This is a genomic window from Gelidibacter maritimus, from assembly GCF_014062315.1.
Classification (GTDB): Bacteria; Bacteroidota; Bacteroidia; order Flavobacteriales; family Flavobacteriaceae; genus Gelidibacter; species Gelidibacter maritimus.
In genome coordinates this window covers 77,467-99,453 of the sequence record NZ_JACGLT010000005.1, presented here as the reverse complement: position 1 = coordinate 99,453, position 21,987 = coordinate 77,467, and the positions used below count along the sequence as shown (strand labels likewise).

The following is a 21,987-nucleotide window of genomic DNA, read 5'->3' as shown; positions in this document are numbered from 1 at the left end:
TTTGTAATACTATTATTAATCTGTCTTTTCCAGTAAACTTAATATTGAGGATTAATCTTGTAAATTATCTACATGTCATAAACTCTATCTCAGTGGCTCCTCCCTTTAGTCAAAGGGAGGTGGCTATATCGACGATAGGAGATATAGACGGAGGGTTTGTGAATCCTACTCAAATCCAAGCATCTTAATCTAATCCAGAAAACCACCAATCTTAAGCTTTACAAAAACAATCCCGTATTTCTTTTATAACAGATGGCAAATGATCAAATACCATTTTGTTTTCAAATCGGATGACCTTATACCCTAAACTTTCTAAATACATGGTTCGCTTCCTGTCGTATTCCTGACCTTCGGTAGTAAAATGTCCTTGACCATCCAATTCAATAATTAATCTTTCAGAAGCACAATAGAAATCAACTATATAATAGCCAATGCTGTGTTGTTTCGTAAATCGTTTGCTGTCTAATTGTCTGGATTTTAATTGTGTCCATAAAAATGCTTCTGCGGGAGTTAGTTTTTTGCGCAGTTCTTTTCTATAGCCTTGTAATTCTTTTTTGGTATGTATGCTTTGTTTGGACATGTATTAAAAATAGTTAATATTTTGATATGTAGTGCTAAAACTATTTATGTTAGAACAAACTCCTCTTTTTTTACCTCCGTTTCACTCTGGTAAATTCATTCCTGTGGTTTATTCAAACTCCCCTTTCTTTACCTTCGTTGCACTACGTTAAATTCATTCCCCAGTTCTTATTCAAACTCCCCATTCTTTGTGCGTTTTCATGGTGCTTGGTGAGTTTTTTATAAACCCCATTCTTTCAATAAAGTGAATTAGATGACTTGTTCAGGGAAATTATCACGAGATATTAAAACTATACCTGTTGCTCCTCCCTTTAGTCAAAGGGAGGTGGCTAAATCGACGGGAGGAGGTTTAGACGGAGGGTTTGTTTATTTGTTTTTTCTAACAAGATTTATTTATTAAAAAGACAAACTCCCCTTTCTTTACCTTCGTTTCACTCCGGTAAATTCATTCCCCTCTTTGACTAAAGAGGGGAGTGGTGTGGTCATGCGTAGTTTTTTGGAAATAGTTGTTTTTAAACAGACATAAACTAAGTCCAATAAAAAAGCGGACCTGGGGTCCGCTTAATTTTGGTATTCCGTTTATTATAACACTTCCAATAATTGGAGGGCGTTATATGCACCATTGTTCAATGGGTACTGGATACCGTTGACTTCTTGATAGAACGCCACTTTTAGGAAGTAACATTGCGCTCCGGTTCCGACTGGAACAGCGGAAGGCGTCAAGGTTACCGTTGCCGTGGTGTGATCAATAGGTAAGTTTGTAATTGGACTTAACCTTAGATCCTTCGCGCCCGTTGTGAAATCTAAATTCAGGAATCCTGAGGTTAGGCTTACGTGGGTGGAACCTTCCGGAGCGTGCATTCTTTGGGTAGGCGTAAAATCGGCGATTACTATCTCACCCGTTGCCGTGTCCAAAGTGATGTCCGACAATATTACAGCGCTCATGATGGCCCTGTTATTGAAGTTAAATCCCCTTAGTGCCAATTGGCCTTGCGGCGTTGTGATTCCAATGGCCACATTGCGTTCGCCGCGCGGACTGATGGCATCTTCGTTTTTGACCAATGTCATTACACGGGTCAGTCGTGAAGTTACCAAACTATCCTTTGCATCGACCATCAAGTCCAAGATGGCACGTCTGAGCAGTCTGCCACTGGAAGCTGCCAATCCAAATTCTGATCCGTTTTCTCGGGTTCTTGCGAATGCTGGATCTTTAGCGATTCTTGATTTGCTGACGCCCCCTTTGGTGCGTACTAAATACCCATCTCTGCCCTTGTAAAAGGTAAGGTCGTCCAGGGTACCTTGGACCTTGATTAAGCTTTTTAATTTTGCCATGATTTTTAATTTTGTGAGGACATTATCTATTTGTCCTCGGATTAGACAATTTGTTTATTTTAGATCCGGTCCTGGGCGCGCAAAACATCGGCCGCTGTTTTATATATCCAGGATTGGATCTGGGGCTAAATTATTGGAAAAGTTGGGTGGGGGTTTGTCATTGTTGCCGTAATGGTACTTTGTTTCTGAAATGGAATGGTTATTCATTATTGCGCCATTTTTACTTTGATTTGCAGTTTCCTGTTCCCTTATGAGCTTTCTGCCCGTATTTCCTTTTCTGCCGTTTTTGCCGTTTATTACCCTTTGTGCCGAAGTGTCTATGGCATGCTTTATCCATGGAGTATCTATGGAGTATCTATGGAGTATCTATGGGGGGAGTTGAGGGTAGAGAGGTAGAGGGTAGAGAGGTAGAGATCAGCGATTAACGATTGAAGATTTTTGATTGGTGATTTTTGAACGATGAATACCGGCCAACTCTAATCGGGGAAGTTCAGCCAAAACAAACAATAACGAGCTGTCATTTAGATGCCTTTCCACCTTGGTGTCATTGCGAACCCGTAGGGACACAGGACGAAGCAATCTCATCAATGGGAACCGTCAACACAAAGATTGCCGCGTCGTTCCTGCCTCACTCCTCGCAATGACACTTGGGGGTGTGTTTCTTTGTTGCTTCCTTCTCTGGCAGGCAGACTCTCAATGTCGCTCTGGGGTGTCGCTAATGTGTCACTCACTGCTTGATTATGTTCTTCGGTTGAGCATTTCGCAGACTTCTTGAAAAGGCAATCCCAGGTAATCGCAAGCTTCAGCGATGGTAATCAGTTGATGTTTTTCCTTTTTGAGCAAAAGCCGTATGTCGCGCATTACGTCTCTTGCATAACGTTCGCTTTTTCCCGTTATCCAACAAATATCCTTGCTGTATATACAAATTCTTTGCATCAGAAGATTGTTTTAAAAGTGAAAAAAGATAATGGCAGTATTCAGTCGGCAGTTAGCAGTTAGCAGTTAGCAGTCAGCAGTTGACAGTCAGCAGCCCGCCCGTACCGTCGGCCTGAACTAATTCCAACAGGAAATGGTACGTTCGGGCAAGTCAGCAGTTAGCAGTGATCCGTTATGAATTTGCGGTTTACAGTATCCGTAAAGGTAATGGATGGTCGATCTGGTTTTTTGGCTTTACATAGTCGTTGTCGGATGACGGTGGACTGGCAGGTAATCTGGGATGTAGGTTTTTGATTTAGTCATGATAGCGGGATAAAGTTTAGATTTAGGGCTCTTTTTTAAATTTCATGGTGCTTATTAGAAGTGTTTTTATTGCAAAGCGTTTGATTGTTAGGTTTTTATTGTCGATAGGTCAGCTGATTTTATAAGGGAAACTATAAAATTAATTGTGACGTTCATAATTTAGCTGCGGATTTCTAACTTATTAATCCCTTTGAGAACATAAATTATCCTTTTGAGAACAAAACTTTGCTGGATTCTGTGTAAAACCCTGATTGAAAAATCATTATGAGTTGTTTTTACGTTAAATGGATTGGTTTTTTTCCTATGTTAGAGGTTCCAATCAATCTTCATGCTTATGAAAGAGACTACTTACTCTAAAATTTGGATGGTGGATGGCATTCTTATTTTTGTTTACAAACCACTTCCTCTCCTTGATTATAGCACGGCAAAAATTGTGGTAAATGAACGGCTTCATTATCAACAAGACGGTTCCTATCCGGTATTATGTGATCTTCAAGGTATAAAGGATGCGGATAAGTCGGCACGGGATTATCTTGCGAATGAAGGTTCTTTTTTATTAAAAGCTGTAGCAATGGTTGACACAAGAGCGATTATAGAGGCGCTATTGCGTGTTTATATCCACCGGAGCAAACCCCTCATTCCGACTCAGTTGTTTGAAAACCAATATGAGGCTATGCATTTTCTAAAATCCTATCGCTGATGCAAAGTCCGTTTAATACACATCGACTACAGCAAATCCAACGGTTGCTCATGACATTGATTGTGGGAGGGGGAAATTATCTAATAGAACGTTCAGAGGAAGATGACGATATTGAATTGGTGCTTATGATGGCCAACCTGTTGGTGGAGGAGCTGGCCGATACTTTGCGGTATGTGGGGTATTTGGATGCGCCGGAAGCCATCAAGGAATATGTAAACATGATATTTGTTCTGGATACCGGTTTTCAAGTGCGGTATGTCAACAACACCGTTCATACGTTATTGGGACAGGAATTTGATGTGTTAATAAAGGCTCCTTTTTCTGATTTGTTAACGGCAGATTCATTGTCAAGCTGGCAATTGATTGCGCGCGATCTACTTTATAAAGACAATTATCACGGGATACATGACCTTTCTTTTAAGGTTCAGGGGGCGTTAACCAAAAGATGCACTTGTGCTTTTAGTACCGTTTTCATAGAGGAATGGTCTGTATCTTTTATTTTGGTGACCACCTTTGAGACTTCACTGAACAGATTGTTTATAGAAGATAGAATCAAGGCCCTATTAGCATCAGGAGATTTGAGATCTCGTGTGAAATCAAACCCTCCCTTTAAACTATCCAATGAAAAGGATGTTCGCATTATTCAGAGCGTTCGGGATCGTATTCTCCAGAACATTTCACAACCACTTCCTGGATTACGGGTTTTGGCCCATGAATTTGGTACCAATGAGCACAAATTAAAAAATGGCTTTAAGCAATTGTATGGCACATCTGTTTACCGTTTTTTAACCCAAGAGCGCTTAAAACGAGCCAGCATGCTACTGCAGAATACAAGCCTGCCGGTGAAAGGAATTGCTCAAATGATCGGCTTTAAAAACATGTCCCATTTTTCGAAAGCTTTTAAAAAGCAATATGGCGTCACGCCGATGGCTTTGAGGAAGTAATCCCGATTCAAAATTCAAGATTCAAGATTCAAATTGATTCTACTCCCTCTGAGACTATCGATTATCCTTTTGAAAACATTACAATTCACGAATTTTATTCCTACTTAAGATTCAGGTTATGAAATTGAAATGGGACATATTGAAACACTATACTTTAGAGCTTGGCATTTATTTGTGTTCGTTTTTATTTGTGTATGCCGCCGTGAGCAAATTGTTGGATTTTGAGACTTTTGAAACCCAGTTGGGGCAATCTCCGTTATTGAGTGCATACGCCAAACCTGTGGCGATTGGTGTTCCTTTTTTGGAATTGATTATTGCGTTTTTCTTGATGTTCAAGCGCTCTCGGTTGTTGGCCCTATTTGGATTTTTTGCAATGATGATGATGTTTACTACCTACATAGTGATCATCCTGAACTTTACTGATTTTGTGCCCTGCTCCTGTGGTGGGGTGTTGGAAGCCTTGGGATGGACGGAGCATTTAGTTTTTAATAGTGTGTTTATTTTGCTTTCAGGCTACTTGTTATGGTCTCTTTTTGACAAAGGCCGAAAGAGGCTTTGGGTTTTGGGATTATTGACCGTTTTTAGTGTCAGTGCCGTTACGGTTGTTTTCTTAAGCAGCGAGAAACAAATTAAGCGGAATAATGCTTTTATACGGAGGTATATGCCACATGCTTTGGAGAAAATAGGGGAATATCAACTACAATCCAACTCCTACTACCTTGCAGGTATGGATGATGTTACCATTTACTTAGGAAATTATAATGCCCCTCTTTTTTTAATGAGTATTGATACCACTCTTACACAAACCACCGAATTTCGTATTGCTATTGATAGTTTACACTTGCCTTATCGAAGGGTGCGAATTTCGGTCAGCCCACCCTATTTCTTTCTTGGGGATGGGACTATACCGATATTATTCCGAGGTAAAATAAATGAACGAAAAACTTCTGTTCATTCATATCAAGATGCTTATTTTACAGAATTCGCTGTAGGGGATTCAGCATCTGTTGGAATCACAACTAAGAGTGGTATTACACAATTAAATGCTTTGGGCCTTCTCAAAAAATCTAAGGACTCCATTAGTGTAGCAATAAACCATGAGCTATTAAAAAGGCCATTTGAAAGTGTTTTTGAGTCTAACGGTATTTTATTGTGGAATGATAAACATCGACAGTTTATTTACACTTATTATTATCGGAGCCATTATGAAGTAACTGACAAATATGTCAATTATCAGACAACAGGGAAAACCATAGATACTATAAGCAAGGCTATATTAGATGTTGCTCATTATGCTAAAAGTGATAAGTATAAATTGGGTGGACAGACTATACTAGTAAACAGACTAAGTGCTACCTATGGAGACTACCTATATATAAACAGTGACCGCTTAGGGCGTTATGAAAGAGAGGACGTTTTACGTTCAGCTGGTATTATTGACATGTATGATATTACCGATAGCACCTATGCTTTTAGTTTTTACCTCTACCATCAGCGTGACAAAAAAATAAGTGATTTTCAAATTTACAAAGATGTATTAGTGGCTATTGTTGATGATCAATTATGGTTATATCGTTTAAAGCCAAAGTATTTTAACTCTGGCTTGAAAGTAACATATACTGCGCAGTTTCAGGAATAAGGCCGAACACCTGTAGAAAAAGTAGGCCAAAAGTTAATCTTTAAATTTTATATTATGAAATCAAAATTTTTAAAATTAGGAATGCCTTTTACGGTATTTATGATGGCAATTGTATTTGCTTTTGCCTCTGAGAAAACTACCACTGAAAATGAATCATTACGCGTTACGAATTACATCATGCAAGATGATTTTTGTGTAAGTTCTACAAAGGAATGTAATGACATAGGCTCAATTCCTTGTACGGATGATCTAAACAGACAAGTTCATGACCTTAAGTTTAGTGATACAGTTTGTGATACAGCATTGTTTCATTATCCATTTTAGTAATTAAACGAGTAGGATAAATAATTATCCTACTCGTTTTTATTTTTGCAATATTTGTCAAACCACGTCTTAATTTCGATTGATAACTTTTTCTGATTCGCCTTATTCATCAGTGCGTGTGGTTCATTTTCAAAGAGCAATAATTTACTCTTCTTTTGCAATCTTTTCAAAGCCAAAAATAGTTCAATACTTTGTGTCCAGTGTACTTGATAATCCTCTTTACCAGTCCAAAGTAATAATGGTGAGCTAAGACTCTCTACATGATATAAGGGCGAATTGCGCTGATAGGCCCCTTTGATGTTATAATATGAATCTCCCATACGCCACTGTTGGCTTTCATAGCGCCAAATTTCAGGCTTTTTATTATTCCACCCTAAACTATGGTAATGGCTTGTGAAATTGGTGACGGCAGCACCGGCCACAACCGCAGCAAACATATCTGTTTGCGTCGCGATAAATGCACTTTCATAACCTCCAAAGGAATGTCCTACCAAACCAATTTTATTTTCATCAAGATTGCCAGATTCCATGACTTTGTTTACTGCTGAAATTACACAATTCAATGCTGATATTCCAGGGTCTTGAATTGTGTATGCTATATCAGGAAATAGTACAAAGTAATCATCTGTAGTAAATTTCAGCGAATTGAACCCTATATATTCGTAATCTGAAGGTGGCTCAAAGAACATCAATCTATTGGAGGTTTTTTCATATATATAAACAATCATTGGATATTTTTTTTCAGGATTGAAATTTGTTGGAAATAAAAGGGTGCCCAACAACTCCTTTTCACCTATATTGTATTTTATTAGTTGTCCACTTCCTAAGTCATAATTCAATAATTCCTCATTGCTTTGATATAAGAGATATTCTTTTTTCTGTTTTATATCAAAATTATAGATACCGTGCGGCTCATTGAATTTTTGTCTCCTGAAAACGATATTGCTAAAATCCTCAGAAATAAGAATACCGTCCAGTTTCCTGTCTTCAAAAATCACTTTTTCAATTTTATTCACTTTTTTCCAAATTCCATATCCTGTTTTATGGAAATCATCATACATTTCCAATATCACGCCATTATCCAAATTAAAAGGGGAACTCGAAAAGTTTACATTCACAGTCAGAAAATAAAAATCATTACGCCGATAATTTTTGCTAATTCTATATTTCATCTTTTCTTCTCTACCTTTTGTAATTCTTTTTTTATAATTCCCATCTGGCGACATCATCCAAATATCATATTGGTCATAAAGAATAATGTATTCGTTATTTGATAACCATCCAGGATTACCAAAAGGAACAATTTCACTCGCATCATCTTTTTCAACATTTTCAAAAGAAATGTTCAAGCTTTTGGTCAGGTTGATTGTTTCACTTGTCTTCATATTATGCACCCACCAATTCTTGTTTTTAAAATAGGTGATATATTTTCCATCAGGGGACAATGTTACAAATCCGGAACCGATATATTGATTTTGAACCACTAGATGCTCTTCGCCAGTTTCCATATTCTTTGCATATATATCCGTATTGGAGAATTCTTTATATAAGGGCTCGTATATGAGTTTATCAAACACTATGGCGTGATTATGATTCACATCCAAGGCAGCTGTGGGCCTTTCAACTGTTTCAATGGCTATTAATTGATTGGTTTCAGGATACCAAACGGTGAGCAAGGCTCGAAGTTCCCTTTCCTCATATTCTTTTTGCCTAGGGTATGCCCAAGGGTCTATGGAGTTCCAAACCTGCATGGTTTCTGTACCTCGTGTTGCATCCATTTTTCTTAATTGCCTGTAAAACAACACTCTCTTACCGTCATCAGATATATGGGGTTCTAAATGTCCTAATTGATAGTGTGAAAATTTATTTTCAATGGCAGTATCGTTCAAGGTTATTAAATCCCCATTGTTGCTATAATAATTTAGGATGCTTTCTTTATTATTTTGTTCCAAAAACATAAGCGCATTCCCTGAGTCACTCCAAAACAGATAATTGAATCTACTGTTTGGGTTTTCTTTTATGAATTTATATATTGTAGAGTCTACATCATAAAGTGTAATTTGGTTTTGGTTGCCTTTAGTTATTCCTAACAATAAGCTGTTGTGCTGTGGATGCCAGAGATATTTATTGACATCTTGAATAGAGTAAACGGACTTATTTTTTAAGTTAATTATCACCAGTGATTCTAAGTCTTTGTCTTTTTCTAAGGCTGCAATGTAATCTCCAGATTTTGAAAAACTATACGATTGGATATTGGGGTAGCTTTCTTTGGTGTGATTTACCAAGTCAATAAGATTTAGTTCTTTATGATCAGTAATACAGCCAAACCATCGGTTGTCGTCAGAAAATCGAATCCATTGACTTTCGGGCAATTTAAATGTGATGGAATCCGAAGTGTGTTTGAGCATTAATACATTTTTTTTATGGTCAAAAGTTTCCGTTAAAATCACCCATTTACCATCGGTAGTCATTTTATTAATGTATGTACTGCGGCTCCATAGAGAATCTAAATTGGACGTATATCTTTTTTTCGTTTCTTTCTGTGCTAAAACACTAAAGGATGTAAACAAGAGTGTCAGCAGCCAGAGTGTTGATTTCAGTTGCCATATTAGGATAGTTTTCATTGTGGCTTTTTTTTTTTGTTAATACCCAGGATTTTGAGGGTTTAAATTAGAGTTCATTAAAAGTTCCGTCTCTGGGATGGGTAAGAAGATATCCGTAGTTTGCCAACTTGTTTTTATAGGGGTAAGTATGTCATTGGCCATTCCAAATCGGCGGATATCAAACCATCTGTGTCCATGTTCCGCAAAGAGTTCTGATTGTCTTTCTTTTAAAATGGCTTGGAGCAGTTCATCCCTAGTGTGTGCCTCTGTCTGTGATAAGCCTGCACGTTGACGAATACTATTAATATCATTTTGAGCACCTGATATATCGTTTAAACGGGTGCGAGCTTCGGCACGGATAAGATATTGTTCCGCCAACCTAAAGATTGTGGAGTATTGTAAATTTGTGCCTTGCCTGTATTTGTTTGAAAAGTACCACGTATTGGAATTATTTGTTACTTTCCCTACCCAATGTAAACGCCTGAGGTCATTTGCTTCCATACTATTTACATAGTTAGGGTTTAAAGCGACGGATGGTGGTGGTCCTGAAGTAAACACAAAAGAATTGGCTTCTGTTGTGGACTGGTTTGTTACTTTAGTTTTGAGTTGGAGGATGGCAGCTGGGCTTGTTTTTAGAAATACATTCTCCAAATCTATTTCCAAATTATACAAAGATGTATTGTTAATCAATGAGCTACTTTCGTTTTCAGCATTTTCCCATTGGGAGGTATATACATACACTCTTGCAAGTAAAGCCGATACCACATATTTATTAGCACGGATGCGCTCACTGGACATATAATTTTCTCCAATCCTATTTTTTGCTTCTAATAAATCGGCTATTATGTATTCATAAACAAGGTGTTCTGGCACTTTTGAAACCAATCTGTTTTTGTCATAGTCCGTTGTTTTGATATAAGGAATCTCTCCATAAAGATTGACCAAGTAAAAGTGCGTCAATGCCCTTATAAACAGAGCTTCACCTAGCAGTTGATTTTTGAGATCCTGAGATAATGCTTGTGAGGCTTCCAAACCCTCAATGTTTGTGTTTGCCATATAGACAAGGTTATACGCGCTATTCCAGGTCCTTAGAACCAAGACATTACTGGCGAGGATTTGGTGATTGTAAAACGTCGCTATGGGTTGGCCAGGTGCGCCGTAATAATCCAATTCATCCGAATACAACCCCATTTGAGCCCCTAGTCCTGAAAAGTTCCCAGTTATCAAAACTTCATCACGAAGTTTTGCATACATGGTTGTTGTGGCTGCAGTAGCTGTGATATGATCTTCAAAAACAGTCTCATGTGAAATTTGTCCACTAGGATCGTCCACTTCCAGAAAATCGTGACATCCAGTCAATAGGATTATGCAACCCATTAGGCCGAGTGTTTGTTTTATCATTTGGAATACGTTTGTTATAATTGTTGTTTTCATATTATAGCTTTAGTTTAAAGATTTATTTGAGCTCCTAAAGTAATTCTTCTAAGAGGTGGTAAAAATCCAATCCCTTGTTCGGGGTCACCACCTTTGAAGCTAGTAAAGGTTAATAGGTTTTGTCCCTGAATGGATAAGCGGCAGGAGCTTCTTGTATGGTTACTAAATGGTAGCGTATAGGAGATTGCTAAAGATTTTAACCTTATGAAAGACGCATCCGAAATAATGCCATTACTTAGAGTGAATTGCGAATATGCAAGAAGAGCAGTTGGGTTAGCACCTGTTGTCAATTGTTGCCTTGTTGATTGGTCGCCTGATTGCTGCCAATGGTTTGCTACAGATATGGGTTGATTGGACATAGTACCAGTAGCTGAGGTTCCAAAAAACTCATTAATACCTTGCTTCTTTACAAACTGAAAAAACACATCTAATGTCCAATTTTTATAGTGTAGGGAATTAGAAATCCCACCAAAAACCTGTGGCGTGAGGTCGGCGAGATACTGCCTATCTTCAGCAACCGTAATAAGCCCATCTCCATTATAATCTGTAAATTCAAACAGTCCTGTTTCAATATTGACTCCTTTTAGATTGTATAACTTCATGATTGACAACGGTTTTCCTATCACAAATCGATTAGCATATGACGATTCCTCTAATCCAGGAAATTCCAAAAGAGTGTTTTTAGATAATGACAGATTAAAAGCGGTGTTCCATGTAAAATTTGGAATAGAGACTATTGAGCCATCCAATTCCAATTCCCAGCCTGAATTCTCAACTAAGGCATCCAGATTGGCTTGAATGGAGGTGAATCCGGAAGTACCGGGTAAGGCATAATTTAACAGTTGGTTCGAAGAACGGTTATTATAATAAGTTGCTGATAATGATATGCGTTGGTTAAACAACCCCAATTCTATAGCAATTTCTTTTTTTATATTTTCCTCCCATTTATAATGTGGATTAAAAAGTCGGGTAGGTTGTAAACCGATATTGCCATCATATGGGAAATCACTGATGCTATAAGTTTGCAGGTATTGGTAGTCGCCTATCTGGTCATTACCAGTAATACCATAACTTGTTCTAAGTTTTCCTATACTTAGCCAAGATAGATTGAGGTCTTCTGAGAAGATATAAGCTGTACCTAAAGCTCCGAAGTTCCCATATCTGTTACTGGAACTAAAACGACTGGAACCGTCACGCCTTCCTGTAGCATTTAAAAATAGTTTACTTTTAAAATGATAGTTTACTCTAGCAAAAACAGACTGATAGTTGTATTCCTGATTATTCTCATTTAATATTCTCAAAGTACTTGCCGCACTTAGATTTTCTATGAATTTGTTATTAGCGAAGCCGGTTCCTTGTATTGCAAACGCTTCGCTTTTTTGGCTTTGGAAGGTTGTTCCAAATAATAATGTCCAGGTATGATTTTCACTTTTTCTGGTCCAGTGCAATTGCGGTTCTAAAATCCAAGATTTTCTTTTGCCACTATGGTTATAGGACCGAGAGACACTACTGTTTAAACCAACAGCAGGATTATAGATTGTATGAGGAATTTTTCTATTATCTTCAAGAATGGCATTATTATATCCCATATTTAGTTTGATTTCGAAGTTCTTAAACGCCTTATAGTTCAATACGCTATTTGCCATTAAGGTATTGGTGATGTTAGTATACTTTCCTTCTAATTCTGCTAAAGGATTTGTCCATGTGCTGTTCTCCCAATTCAAATTGCCTTCGTCATCATATAGATCAGGAGCATTGGGTGCCAACTTGTATGCATTGGAGGTTAAATCTGTTCCTGGTAGGAGATTGTTTTCAATTGTATAACCTGTGCTTAATGCGACTTGAAACCGTTTGTCATTGCTACTGTGGTTGATGTTGGAATTTACAGTAATCCGATCATAATTAAAGTCTCCAGGGAATACAGTAGTTTCATTTTGAAACATTCCGCTTAGTAAGAATTGTGTGCTTTCAGTACCCCCAGAGACTGAAGCCTTTACTTGTCTAGTTTTAGCAGTGCCCCCTATCAGAACTTTTTGCCAATCGGTATAATGGTTTTGATTCCATGTGCCATTGATATCATAGGCATTTGCGGGATAGTTGGTAATACCTTCAGCCGCAAAGGCTTCTTGGCGCAGTGCTATATATTGTTTAGAATTTAATAAATCTCTTTTTTTGGTGATGTTAGCAATGCCTGTACTACTGCTTATATTTAAGCTAGTTTTACCTTTTTTTCCTCTTTTAGTGGTTATCAACACAACTCCATTTGCACCTCTCGATCCATAAATAGCAGTCGCATCTGCATCTTTTAGGACTTCAATGGACTCTATTGTTGAAGGGTTGATAGCATTTAATGGACTAATATTTCCTCCTGGAATAATGAGACCTGAAGAATTTCTGGATCCTAATGATTGTGCATCATATGGTACGCCATCAAGAACATACAATGGCTCATTACCAGCCATAATACTATTTTGCCCTCTAATTTTTACCTCAAAACCACTACCAGGAACTCCTGAAGTTTCGACAATATCAACTCCTGCCATCCTACCTTGCATAGCCGCCAGCGGATTACTCACTGGCTGCTTCTCAATTTCCTTAGCCGTAATCCTCGCAATACTCCCAGTCTTTTCCCTATCTGTAGTGGTATAATAACCAGCGTTGATCTGTACCTCGCCCAAGGCGGTAGCATCCTCTTGTAAGGTAATGTTTATGGTCGGGCGGCTTTGGATGGGAATAGTAACCGTAGTATATCCTAAATAAGATATTTGAAGCGTATCTGTAGCTTTGGCGGTGATACTATACCGTCCATCAAAGTCAGTGACCACACCACTATTAGTATTTTTAATAAGAACATTTGCACCAGATATGGGCAAGTTGCCGTCAGTAACCTTGCCAGTGACCAGTATGTCTTGGGCCGTGAGAGACAAGGTGAACATTAAGAAAAGTAGATTACAGCCAAAAATACGCCGCCATCTTACTGAATTATGATTATTTATCATAGTTTTGTGTTGGTTAAAGTGATACAATTGTTTTAACTTTTGGCCTGCTCCGACGTCGTCGAAAACTTGGGAGTGGGCTTTTTTTTTTGATACCTTATTATAGGGCGGTACCAACTTGTATTTTAATAAGTATTTATACAAATTAGCAAAGGTCAGTGCATGTAATATTATAGGACCAATGGTGGCATCGGGCCGGCCAAAAATGGGCATAACAAGGCTGGCGCGGCCGTATCCACGTTGACTAACTCATTGTAAAAGATACCGACAGACATTGCTGCGGAAACCGTCGTGCTATTAATCGGGATGTAATGGAAATGTCGAGCCTGGGGATTCTAAGGTAATACAGCAGGAATCAAAGGAAAGGTGCTTCCCCAAGCTTTTAAGTTTAAATTGGGTTTTTTGGCTTTTGGGCATAGATAATATCAAAGATCGACAGTCCTGGCCTATGGTACCTAAGCTGGTTGATGTTTGGAAATCTTTGTTTTTTCATGCCTTTAAGTAATTACCTAATTAAACACAATAAGTTTAAGTAGAGTACACACATAAAAAAGGCGTGGAACTCAACTTATCAATCTGGGGTACTGGCATACCTGCAACGATAAGAGAGCCCACGCCTAGGTCGTGAGCAATCTGCTTATCATCTCGTTGCGTAAAACTGCCAGTTTTCAGATTGAGATTCAAAGCGAAAGCTTCTAATTTGAAGAATCGCAAAGTTAACAAATTCAGTGCAATATAGTAAAATATTCATTCAATACAAATATGTATCGAATAATTTATTCGATTTTTTCAACATTTACCATATGAAAGAGTTTAGACATATAGAAATTGACCTTTTGAATATTCAATTAGGCTGTATTCTTAGATTGGCTAGACTTAAAAAAGGTTTATCTCAACAAGAGCTTTCTTTGGTGTTTGGATCAAATTCCACTATGATTGGAAGAATTGAAAGGTCAGAAAATTTTAGTAGTTGGGATAAAATTTATTCTATGAGCCAATATTTGAATGTAGATTATTGTAGTTTATTTAATTTAATGAGCAAGGATGAATTGTTATCTATCGTTGAGGAATCATTAAACCTTGAAGAAAAATTAACTCAAAAGAAACGTGAATATTATTTTTCTTTAAAAACTACAATTACAGATAAATATAAAGAATTAGAAAAAGGAGCATAGTTATTACCTTGTTTATATTCTTTTCTGCATTTTATATCAGCTATCTTAAGGCTGAAAACCCAAACCTGGGGCATGTATCTTAATAAATACTCATTATATAAATGTCAACATATTTGTCAAGATGTTGATAATGTTGTATAACTTGTTTTATTACAATTAGATAAAAATAGTATGTTTGATAAGAGCATATAATAAGTATGGCGCAATTCATTGAGTCTATATAGTTTACAAACATATAAATAAAAAATGCGAAATAGAATTTGGACAGAATTAACTCAATCGAAACACAATATTGAATTCACTTATATCTATTCTGATCAACAAAGAGGTGTTTTAAGAATTTTCAATATTATAATTCTTGCTTTTTCTTCAGCTGGAATAATGGGGTGGAAAATATGGGAAAATCTACCGCTTTTTGCTTGTGTTGTAATTGCTGGGATTTCATTACTGAGATTATTGCAACCTCATTTGATTATGAACGAAAAGCAATTAAAAAATCTGGATGATATCCATAGATTTTATGTTGATTACTACAATCAAATTGAAAAATTGTGGTTTGATTTCGAATCAAATCGAATAACCGAAATACAAGTAACAGATGTTTTCTTTGAACTTAAACAACAAGAAACCGAAATTAATCTAATAATAGCTGAAACTATTAGAAGTAAGCCGAAGAGAATTGTAGAAAAATGTAAAAAGAATTCAGACGAATATTTTAAACAAGTATTTAATGTATAATATTATGGCAAAAAAATCAAATAATAGGCCGCAGGGAAGGCCTACAAATAATCCGAATAGTTTTCCTAAACCGAAAGGTAATAATAGTTTACCTCGTTATCAATCTCCACCTTTGCCGCCTCCAAAAAAAGAATGATTACAACAAGAATAATTTGAACATCCTGTTTGGAAATAGTTTCGTCTTGCTTGGAGATCGTATCATCCTGTGTGGAAATAGTCTTTTGGGCTTTGGTCAAAAGCTTCAAAAGGTCCAGTTTCGATACGTTTTTAAGGTCTATTTCCATGACGTAAATATACGTCAAAACCCCCGTTATCACAAGGGTTTTGCACTATATATCTACAATAAAAAACGTCTTTTTCGGCTGCTTTTAAGTACCTGGATCCCTTCGACCATCAGGACCAGATCGCTCCAACTGATCTGGACTTTGCCTTCCTTTATCTTGGCAAAGGTTCCTTGCTCCAAGCGTTTATAATAGAGCACAAAACCACCGGACTCCCAGTGCAAAAGTTTCATCCGGTTGTTCTTGCGGTTGATAAAAACAAACACTTCGCCACTGTGCGCCGTCCTGCCCAATTCATAAGTTACAATGCCACACAGACCATTAAAACCTTTGCGCATATCACAAACTTTAGGGTAGAGCAAAAAGGTATGGGAACTGCTAAGACTGAACATAGGTTTAAATTGTTGATGGAAACACCAACAATGGCAGTAATAACATAGCGCTACTAAAGTGAATTCAAGCTTTGAAATTAAAGTCCATAAGTTACAGATATATCCGACACCCTACATCCCACGTTCTCCTCAGAATTACTATATTAGCCCCATTCAAAAACCCACTATTATCTTGCATACAAAAGACGACGACTGGTTATACACCATTTCTTCCAAACGTAAATTAATCGATTTTAATTTTGCCGAAATCTGGCGTTACCGCGATTTGTTGTTCTTGTTTGTTAAACGTGATGTGGTCACTGTTTATAAACAAACGATCTTGGGTCCGCTTTGGTATCTGATTCAGCCGTTGTTTACTGCGCTTACTTTTACACTTATTTTTAACAAGGTCGCCAATATAGAAACCGGAACGGTGCCATCTTTTTTATTTAATTTGGCGGGGATTTCCATTTGGAATTATTTTAATACATGCTTAACTTCTACTAGTGATACTTTCACAAGCAATGCTGGTATATTTGGAAAAGTCTATTTCCCAAGACTCATAATGCCATTATCAGTTATTATTTCCAATTTGATGAAGTTTGGTATTCAATTGCTCATTTTTATTGTATTTTACCTCTATTATTATTTAAATGGAGCTGACATTCACGTGACTATCAGTATATTGTTTTTTCCTTTTATTGTCATCCTAATGGGATTGCTAGGCTTAGGCATTGGAATGCTTATCAGCAGCATGGTGACCAAATACCGAGATTTGAAGTTTCTGGTCGGTTTTGGAGTGCAGTTGCTCATGTATGTGTCGGCAGTAATGTACCCGTTATCGTTGATGCGCGAGAAACTCCCAAAATTAGCTTGGTTGGTGGAGTATAATCCGTTGGCCTATATTATAGAAACCGCACGTTATATGTTGTTGGGAACAGGAACTTTTAGTTGGTTCGGGATTTTATATACCGTTGGGGTGACCCTGGTGGTTTCATTGTTAGGGATTGTGGTGTTCAATAGGACGGAGAAGACGTTTATTGATACGGTGTAGGCATTAGGCTAGGGATTAGGGATTAGTGGGGAGAGATTAGAGGTGTGAGTCTGGGTAGAGGATAGAAAATAGAGCATAGAGAAAAGATATGGAGAATATAGATCAACGATTCAAGAATCAAGAGCCAGGACAGAGAAGCCAAAACAAACAATAACGAGCTGTCATTGAGAAGCCTCTTCACCTAGCGTCATTGCGAGGAGTGACGAAGGAACGACGCGGCAATCTCATAATTAGTTAGCCAAAACCCAAAGATTACTAACGTCTTTTAGTTTTGATAAAGAGTGTAGTGAATGCTCTGCATTTGCTTCACTTCGTTCGCAATGACGGTACAATTAAGAAGCTCGCAATGAAATAATAAATAATAATTATAATAAAGAATAAGTAATATTTTCATGATCATTTTAAAGGCCGAAAATATCAGCAAACAATACCGCCTCGGGCTCGTGGGTACGGGCACCATCAGTCATGATTTGAACCGATGGTGGGCTGGCATTAGAGGCAAAGAGGACCCGTATTTAAAAGTGGGTTCTATAAATGACCGAAGCACCAAAGCCGATAGCGACTATGTATGGGCCTTGCGTGATATTAACTTTGAAGTACAACAAGGCGAAGTGCTTGGCATTATTGGAAAAAATGGCGCGGGTAAAAGCACGCTGCTTAAAATATTAAGTAGAGTGACGATTCCTACCACAGGCGAAATTAAGACCAAAGGCCGGATTGCCAGTTTATTGGAAGTGGGCACAGGATTCCACCCGGAACTTACTGGCCGTGAAAATATTTATTTGAACGGCGCTATTTTGGGTATGACCAAAGCCGAAATCAAAGCCAAAGAAGCGGAGATTATTGAGTTTTCTGGTTGCGAGCGCTATGTGTATACCCCAGTTAAACGCTACAGTTCTGGAATGCGTGTTAGACTGGCCTTTGCCGTAGCCGCCTTTTTAGAACCCGATATTTTAGTGATTGATGAGGTGCTGGCCGTTGGCGATGCGGAGTTTCAGAAAAAGGCGATTGGGAAGATGCAAGACATTAGTAAAGGCGACGGACGGACGGTGTTGTTTGTGAGTCATAGTATGGCGGCTGTAAAAAGTTTGTGTACACGCGCGATTGTTTTGGAGCATGGTACATCTGTTTTTGAAGGAGATACTGATGAAGCTGTGGATTTTTATCTTAAGAAGAATGATAAGAAAGAATATTCAGATATTGGCTTAAGAAAAGATAGATCAGGCAGCGGGGAAATAATAATAAGTAAAATTGAACTCTACAGTAAATCGAATTTAAAAATAGACTCTGTAATATCAGGAGAGTACCTTAGAATGAGAGTTGAATTTAAAATTGAACAGAAAGTCGAAGGCAAACTAATATTTGGTTTTTCAATTAATGATACTCAAGAACAAATGAAAGCCATGGTGGTAACAGATGAAATGGGAATTGATATTAATACAGTTTTAGAAAAAGGTTTTCTTGATATTGAAATTGAAAGAGTACTACTGCGAGGAGGCGTATATAATTTTCAATTCATTTTGTCGAAAAATACAACTCAAAAGGAAAATCACGTCGATTATATTGAAAAAGGATTTTATTTGAATGTATTGCCTGGTGATTTTTATAATGTAGGACATATGAACAGAAAATATAATGCTATCATATTACCTTGTAAAATTAGATAAATGCGAGAATCTTTAGAATTTTATAATCAGTTCGAGGGACGATTAATCAAGGATTATGTTTTAGGAAACAAGCGTGTTATCGGAGCAATAAAAAATTTAGGACAGTTCATTCCCAAAAACTCCCAGAAAATTTTGGATATTGGTTGTGGAATAGGTTGGAGTAGTTATGAATTTGCGAAATCTTTTCCAAATTCTCAAGTAAATGCTATTGACTTAAGCCCTGTATTGATTGAGACCGCTTCAAAGCTTTTTGATGACAAAAAAAACTTAATTTTTAAAACATATGATTTAACTGATGGCTTGCCCAAAGATACTTATGATGTAATTGTGATGATAGATGTCTATGAGCATATACCTCTATCAGAAAGATTTGAATTTCATAAATCAATCAAGAAAAACTTAAATAATAGAGGTCGTTTAGTTTTAGCTTGTCCTTCAAAGTATCATCAAGCCTATATAAAAGAGCATAATCCATCAGGTATACAGCCTATTGATGAAGATGTAGATTTTGAAACCATTAATCAAATAGCAAAAGATATTGATGGAGAAGTTATTTTATTTGAATATCAAAACATTTGGAGAAACTACGATTACTTGTATGCCGTCATTGAAATTAACCCAGAATACGGAAGTAGTGATAAGATGATAAAATACAGTCCTTTAATTTTGGAATCAAAAAAGGAAAGAGAACTCCGTGTGGAATCGAAATTAGGAATTAAGTTAGAACAAGAGAAAAAAACAAACAAAACTTCAACTCGAGAACTGATACTAAAATATATTAAGAAAAAGAAGGGATAAGGTAAATGTGCATTTAACTAAGGAAAATCCAAATGTTGATAATTTTATTAAGCAGAAAATTAAATTGAAATGAAATGAAGGTTGCTTTTATTACGAATAAACCATACGAAGATTGTGAAACATTCATTAAAGCTCAAGTTGATGGTTTGCCTTTTAAAATGCTGCATTATTGGGGTAGAAAAATACCATTTAATATTGAAGCAACCAAACCAAGCATATTATTCTCGGGGTTTCGGAAGTTGGGTTTAATAAAAAAGAAATCTAATCTGAGTCGTTTTGTGGAAGATTTACACTTAAAAAACATTCAATTGATTTTTGCTCAATATGGAATGATGGGAGAAGAAGTTTTGAAAGCATGTAAAATTTTAAATCTATCATTAGTCGTTCACTTTCATGGTCATGATGCAGTTAGGAAATCAGTTTTGGAACACTATGAAAATTACAAAAAACTCTTTTCTTATGAACGATTAACGATTATTTCTGTAAGTAAGGAAATGACCAAGCGATTAATTGCTATTGGATGTCCAGAACATAAAATAGCGTATAATGTTTATGGTCCAGCAAATAATTATTTAGAATTAAAACCAAGATACAGTAAAAAACAGTTTATCAGCATTGGTCGTTTTGTCGATAAAAAAGCACCTCATTTAACTATCTTAGCCTTTAACGAGTTGTTAAAAAACCATAATGATGTTGTATTGATATATGCAGGGGATGGGGTTCTGTTGGATAGTTGTAAGGATCTAGTGGAAGCATTAGGTATCTCTGAAAATGTGATATTTCCTGGTAGGATTACACCAAATGAATATCAAAACTATTTATCAGAATCATTAGCCTACGTGCAACATTCTATTGAAGCACAAGATGGTGATATGGAAGGTACCCCTGTATCTATTTTGGAAGCAAGCGCCGCAGGATTACCAGTAGTAAGTACGATTCATGCGGGTATTCCAGATATCATACTACATGAACAAACAGGCTTGTTAAGTGGAGAAAAGGATATTCCGGCTATGACCAAGCATTTATTGTGGGTACTTGAAAACCCTCAAGAATCACAAATTATGGGTATGAGAGGGAAAAGGAAAATTGAAAATAATTATACAATGTCTCATTATCTAAATAACTTAACTAAAATAATTGAAATAGCAAATGCGAAGAAATGATGGTTTCTATAATTATACCAACTTACAACCGTGCGCATTTAATTGGTGAAACGTTGGATAGCGTATTAGCACAAACCTATACCAATTGGGAGTGTATAGTGGTGGATGATGAAAGTACGGATTCAACTACTAGCGTAATAGCAAAATATGCTCAAAAAGATAAGCGGATAAAACTGTTTAAAAGACCGAACACAAAACCTAAAGGTGCCAATGCCTGTAGAAATATGGGTTTAAATAAAGGCAAAGGTGATTATGTGGTTTTTTTTGATAGTGATGATTTAATGACCGAAGATCATTTGGAGGTTAAAGTAAATGCTATTCAAAAATATAATTGTGATTATGTGATTACTAAAACGGAGTATTTTAACTATTCGAATGAAGTCATCAATAGGTATCATAAGTTTGATGAATTTTCTGTTAATCTCTATAATTATCTAACCAAGAAATTAAACTGGTTAACATTAGATGTCTGTATTAAAGCCACCGTTGCCAAATTGATTTTATTTAACGAAAATTTACAGTCTGGGCAAGAGTATAATTATTTCAGTAAGTTGATACTTCAATCAGACAATGCTAAATTTGTTAATAGCGTTATATCGTTACGCCGACATCATGATAATTCGATACGCACGAACTTGAAAACGAATTTTGTTAAGAATGAGAGTTCTTTTAAAGTAAATTGGTTTACGTATTTGGATTTAAAGTTAATCGCTGAAAAAAGGGAATTGAATTTTCTTTTAGCCAACTGTGTTGCAAATGTATATGCCTTGAGGCTAATCCCAATTTCAAATAGAACAAAATTTTTAAAAGAAGTTTTGCGTATGTATGGGTTTCAGGGTATCTATTTTGTCTTGATGTTATTATTAAGAAAATATAGTGATAAAGGATACTATTTTCGAAGAAAATTATTACCAAAAAAGGTAGATTAATCTTTTGAAAAAAAGTAGAAT

The 21,987-nt window shown here is 36.7% G+C and carries 19 protein-coding genes; 11 read left to right on the top strand and 8 right to left on the bottom strand.

The features are described from left to right. Window positions 1-211: 211 nt before the first annotated feature. The 3 genes from H3Z82_RS08250 to H3Z82_RS08240 all read right to left on the bottom strand — a co-directional run bounded on the left by H3Z82_RS08250 (window position 212) and on the right by H3Z82_RS08240 (window position 2,847). On the bottom strand, window positions 212-580 hold the full coding sequence (locus tag H3Z82_RS08250; protein ID WP_182204701.1) for an endonuclease domain-containing protein: 369 nt from the start codon (window positions 578-580) through the stop codon (window positions 212-214). A 581-nt stretch (window positions 581-1,161) separates the two neighbouring features. Next, window positions 1,162-1,911, bottom strand: a complete 750-nt coding sequence (locus tag H3Z82_RS08245) for a hypothetical protein (RefSeq protein WP_182204698.1) — start codon at window positions 1,909-1,911, stop codon at window positions 1,162-1,164. Between the two features lie 738 nt (window positions 1,912-2,649). Further along, window positions 2,650-2,847 (bottom strand): hypothetical protein, encoded by a 198-nt coding sequence (locus H3Z82_RS08240; protein ID WP_182204696.1) that lies wholly within the window; start codon window positions 2,845-2,847, stop codon window positions 2,650-2,652. Window positions 2,848-3,484: 637 nt separating this feature from the next. Between H3Z82_RS08240 and H3Z82_RS08235 the strand changes: the two genes are divergently transcribed. From H3Z82_RS08235 to H3Z82_RS08220, 4 genes are all read left to right on the top strand, one after another. Further along, entirely contained in the window at window positions 3,485-3,850 is a 366-nt protein-coding gene (locus H3Z82_RS08235) for a DUF7793 family protein (RefSeq protein ID WP_182204693.1), read from the top strand. Next, complete coding sequence (locus tag H3Z82_RS08230; RefSeq protein ID WP_182204691.1) at window positions 3,850-4,794, top strand: helix-turn-helix domain-containing protein; 945 nt, start codon at window positions 3,850-3,852, stop codon at window positions 4,792-4,794. Before H3Z82_RS08235 ends, H3Z82_RS08230 begins: the two co-directional genes overlap by 1 nt. Window positions 4,795-4,912: 118 nt before the next feature. Next, entirely contained in the window at window positions 4,913-6,433 is a 1,521-nt protein-coding gene (locus tag H3Z82_RS08225; RefSeq protein WP_182204688.1) for a MauE/DoxX family redox-associated membrane protein, read from the top strand. A gap of 54 nt (window positions 6,434-6,487) precedes the next feature. Next, window positions 6,488-6,757 carry a DUF6520 family protein gene (locus H3Z82_RS08220; RefSeq protein ID WP_182204686.1) on the top strand — a complete coding sequence of 90 codons (270 nt, stop codon included), beginning with the start codon at window positions 6,488-6,490 and terminating at the stop codon, window positions 6,755-6,757. 29 nt (window positions 6,758-6,786) lie between these two features. On the opposite strand, the gene H3Z82_RS08215 is transcribed toward H3Z82_RS08220, so the two are convergent. The 3 genes from H3Z82_RS08215 to H3Z82_RS08205 are packed head-to-tail and all read right to left on the bottom strand — an operon-like array spanning window position 6,787 to window position 13,793. Further along, entirely contained in the window at window positions 6,787-9,381 is a 2,595-nt protein-coding gene (locus tag H3Z82_RS08215) for a S9 family peptidase (protein ID WP_182204683.1), read from the bottom strand. Window positions 9,382-9,399: 18 nt separating this feature from the next. Further along, on the bottom strand, window positions 9,400-10,761 hold the full coding sequence (locus H3Z82_RS08210) for a RagB/SusD family nutrient uptake outer membrane protein (RefSeq protein ID WP_235982408.1): 1,362 nt from the start codon (window positions 10,759-10,761) through the stop codon (window positions 9,400-9,402). A 47-nt stretch (window positions 10,762-10,808) separates the two neighbouring features. Then, window positions 10,809-13,793 (bottom strand): SusC/RagA family TonB-linked outer membrane protein, encoded by a 2,985-nt coding sequence (locus tag H3Z82_RS08205; protein WP_235982407.1) that lies wholly within the window; start codon window positions 13,791-13,793, stop codon window positions 10,809-10,811. Between the two features lie 800 nt (window positions 13,794-14,593). Here H3Z82_RS08205 and H3Z82_RS08200 point away from each other — a divergent pair. Both H3Z82_RS08200 and H3Z82_RS08195 read left to right on the top strand, forming a co-directional pair. Then, window positions 14,594-14,965, top strand: a complete 372-nt coding sequence (locus H3Z82_RS08200; RefSeq protein WP_182204681.1) for a helix-turn-helix domain-containing protein — start codon at window positions 14,594-14,596, stop codon at window positions 14,963-14,965. A 246-nt stretch (window positions 14,966-15,211) separates the two neighbouring features. Then, a complete protein-coding gene (locus H3Z82_RS08195; RefSeq protein ID WP_182204678.1) occupies window positions 15,212-15,703 on the top strand; it encodes a hypothetical protein in 492 nt (163 codons plus the stop codon). 65 nt (window positions 15,704-15,768) lie between these two features. On the opposite strand, the gene H3Z82_RS08190 is transcribed toward H3Z82_RS08195, so the two are convergent. Next, entirely contained in the window at window positions 15,769-15,987 is a 219-nt protein-coding gene (locus tag H3Z82_RS08190) for a hypothetical protein (RefSeq protein WP_182204676.1), read from the bottom strand. A gap of 53 nt (window positions 15,988-16,040) precedes the next feature. Beyond that, a complete protein-coding gene (gene tnpB / locus H3Z82_RS08185) occupies window positions 16,041-16,376 on the bottom strand; it encodes an IS66 family insertion sequence element accessory protein TnpB (RefSeq protein ID WP_182204673.1) in 336 nt (111 codons plus the stop codon). A gap of 169 nt (window positions 16,377-16,545) precedes the next feature. Between tnpB and H3Z82_RS08180 the strand changes: the two genes are divergently transcribed. The 5 genes from H3Z82_RS08180 to H3Z82_RS08160 all read left to right on the top strand — a co-directional run bounded on the left by H3Z82_RS08180 (window position 16,546) and on the right by H3Z82_RS08160 (window position 21,966). After that, window positions 16,546-17,409, top strand: coding sequence for an ABC transporter permease (locus tag H3Z82_RS08180; RefSeq protein WP_182205137.1), 864 nt, complete (start codon window positions 16,546-16,548; stop codon window positions 17,407-17,409). A 392-nt stretch (window positions 17,410-17,801) separates the two neighbouring features. Continuing rightward, window positions 17,802-19,076, top strand: coding sequence for an ABC transporter ATP-binding protein (locus H3Z82_RS08175; protein WP_182204671.1), 1,275 nt, complete (start codon window positions 17,802-17,804; stop codon window positions 19,074-19,076). Then, on the top strand, window positions 19,077-19,874 hold the full coding sequence (locus tag H3Z82_RS08170; protein WP_182204669.1) for a class I SAM-dependent methyltransferase: 798 nt from the start codon (window positions 19,077-19,079) through the stop codon (window positions 19,872-19,874). It abuts the gene before it with no gap. A 74-nt stretch (window positions 19,875-19,948) separates the two neighbouring features. Beyond that, window positions 19,949-21,037, top strand: coding sequence for a glycosyltransferase (locus H3Z82_RS08165; RefSeq protein WP_182204667.1), 1,089 nt, complete (start codon window positions 19,949-19,951; stop codon window positions 21,035-21,037). Beyond that, window positions 21,034-21,966: a glycosyltransferase family 2 protein gene (locus H3Z82_RS08160; RefSeq protein ID WP_182204664.1), complete on the top strand. Its 933-nt coding sequence runs from the start codon at window positions 21,034-21,036 to the stop codon at window positions 21,964-21,966. Before H3Z82_RS08165 ends, H3Z82_RS08160 begins: the two co-directional genes overlap by 4 nt. Window positions 21,967-21,987: the final 21 nt, after the last annotated feature.

What these genes read in the sequence shown, in the direction of transcription:
- H3Z82_RS08205 (WP_235982407.1), bottom strand. Translation starts at nt 13,793, where the DNA reads ATGATAAATAATCATAATTCAGTAAGATGGCGGCGTATTTTTGGCTGT.
- H3Z82_RS08175 (WP_182204671.1), top strand. Translation starts at nt 17,802, where the DNA reads ATGATCATTTTAAAGGCCGAAAATATCAGCAAACAATACCGCCTCGGG.
- H3Z82_RS08170 (WP_182204669.1), top strand. Translation starts at nt 19,077, where the DNA reads ATGCGAGAATCTTTAGAATTTTATAATCAGTTCGAGGGACGATTAATC.
- H3Z82_RS08220 (WP_182204686.1), top strand. Translation starts at nt 6,488, where the DNA reads ATGAAATCAAAATTTTTAAAATTAGGAATGCCTTTTACGGTATTTATG.
- H3Z82_RS08245 (WP_182204698.1), bottom strand. Translation starts at nt 1,911, where the DNA reads ATGGCAAAATTAAAAAGCTTAATCAAGGTCCAAGGTACCCTGGACGAC.
- H3Z82_RS08190 (WP_182204676.1), bottom strand. Translation starts at nt 15,987, where the DNA reads ATGGAAATAGACCTTAAAAACGTATCGAAACTGGACCTTTTGAAGCTT.
- H3Z82_RS08200 (WP_182204681.1), top strand. Translation starts at nt 14,594, where the DNA reads ATGAAAGAGTTTAGACATATAGAAATTGACCTTTTGAATATTCAATTA.
- H3Z82_RS08230 (WP_182204691.1), top strand. Translation starts at nt 3,850, where the DNA reads ATGCAAAGTCCGTTTAATACACATCGACTACAGCAAATCCAACGGTTG.
- H3Z82_RS08195 (WP_182204678.1), top strand. Translation starts at nt 15,212, where the DNA reads ATGCGAAATAGAATTTGGACAGAATTAACTCAATCGAAACACAATATT.
- H3Z82_RS08215 (WP_182204683.1), bottom strand. Translation starts at nt 9,381, where the DNA reads ATGAAAACTATCCTAATATGGCAACTGAAATCAACACTCTGGCTGCTG.
- H3Z82_RS08250 (WP_182204701.1), bottom strand. Translation starts at nt 580, where the DNA reads ATGTCCAAACAAAGCATACATACCAAAAAAGAATTACAAGGCTATAGA.
- H3Z82_RS08240 (WP_182204696.1), bottom strand. Translation starts at nt 2,847, where the DNA reads ATGCAAAGAATTTGTATATACAGCAAGGATATTTGTTGGATAACGGGA.
- H3Z82_RS08210 (WP_235982408.1), bottom strand. Translation starts at nt 10,761, where the DNA reads ATGATAAAACAAACACTCGGCCTAATGGGTTGCATAATCCTATTGACT.
- H3Z82_RS08235 (WP_182204693.1), top strand. Translation starts at nt 3,485, where the DNA reads ATGAAAGAGACTACTTACTCTAAAATTTGGATGGTGGATGGCATTCTT.
- H3Z82_RS08225 (WP_182204688.1), top strand. Translation starts at nt 4,913, where the DNA reads ATGAAATTGAAATGGGACATATTGAAACACTATACTTTAGAGCTTGGC.
- tnpB (WP_182204673.1), bottom strand. Translation starts at nt 16,376, where the DNA reads ATGTTCAGTCTTAGCAGTTCCCATACCTTTTTGCTCTACCCTAAAGTT.
- H3Z82_RS08160 (WP_182204664.1), top strand. Translation starts at nt 21,034, where the DNA reads ATGATGGTTTCTATAATTATACCAACTTACAACCGTGCGCATTTAATT.
- H3Z82_RS08165 (WP_182204667.1), top strand. Translation starts at nt 19,949, where the DNA reads ATGAAGGTTGCTTTTATTACGAATAAACCATACGAAGATTGTGAAACA.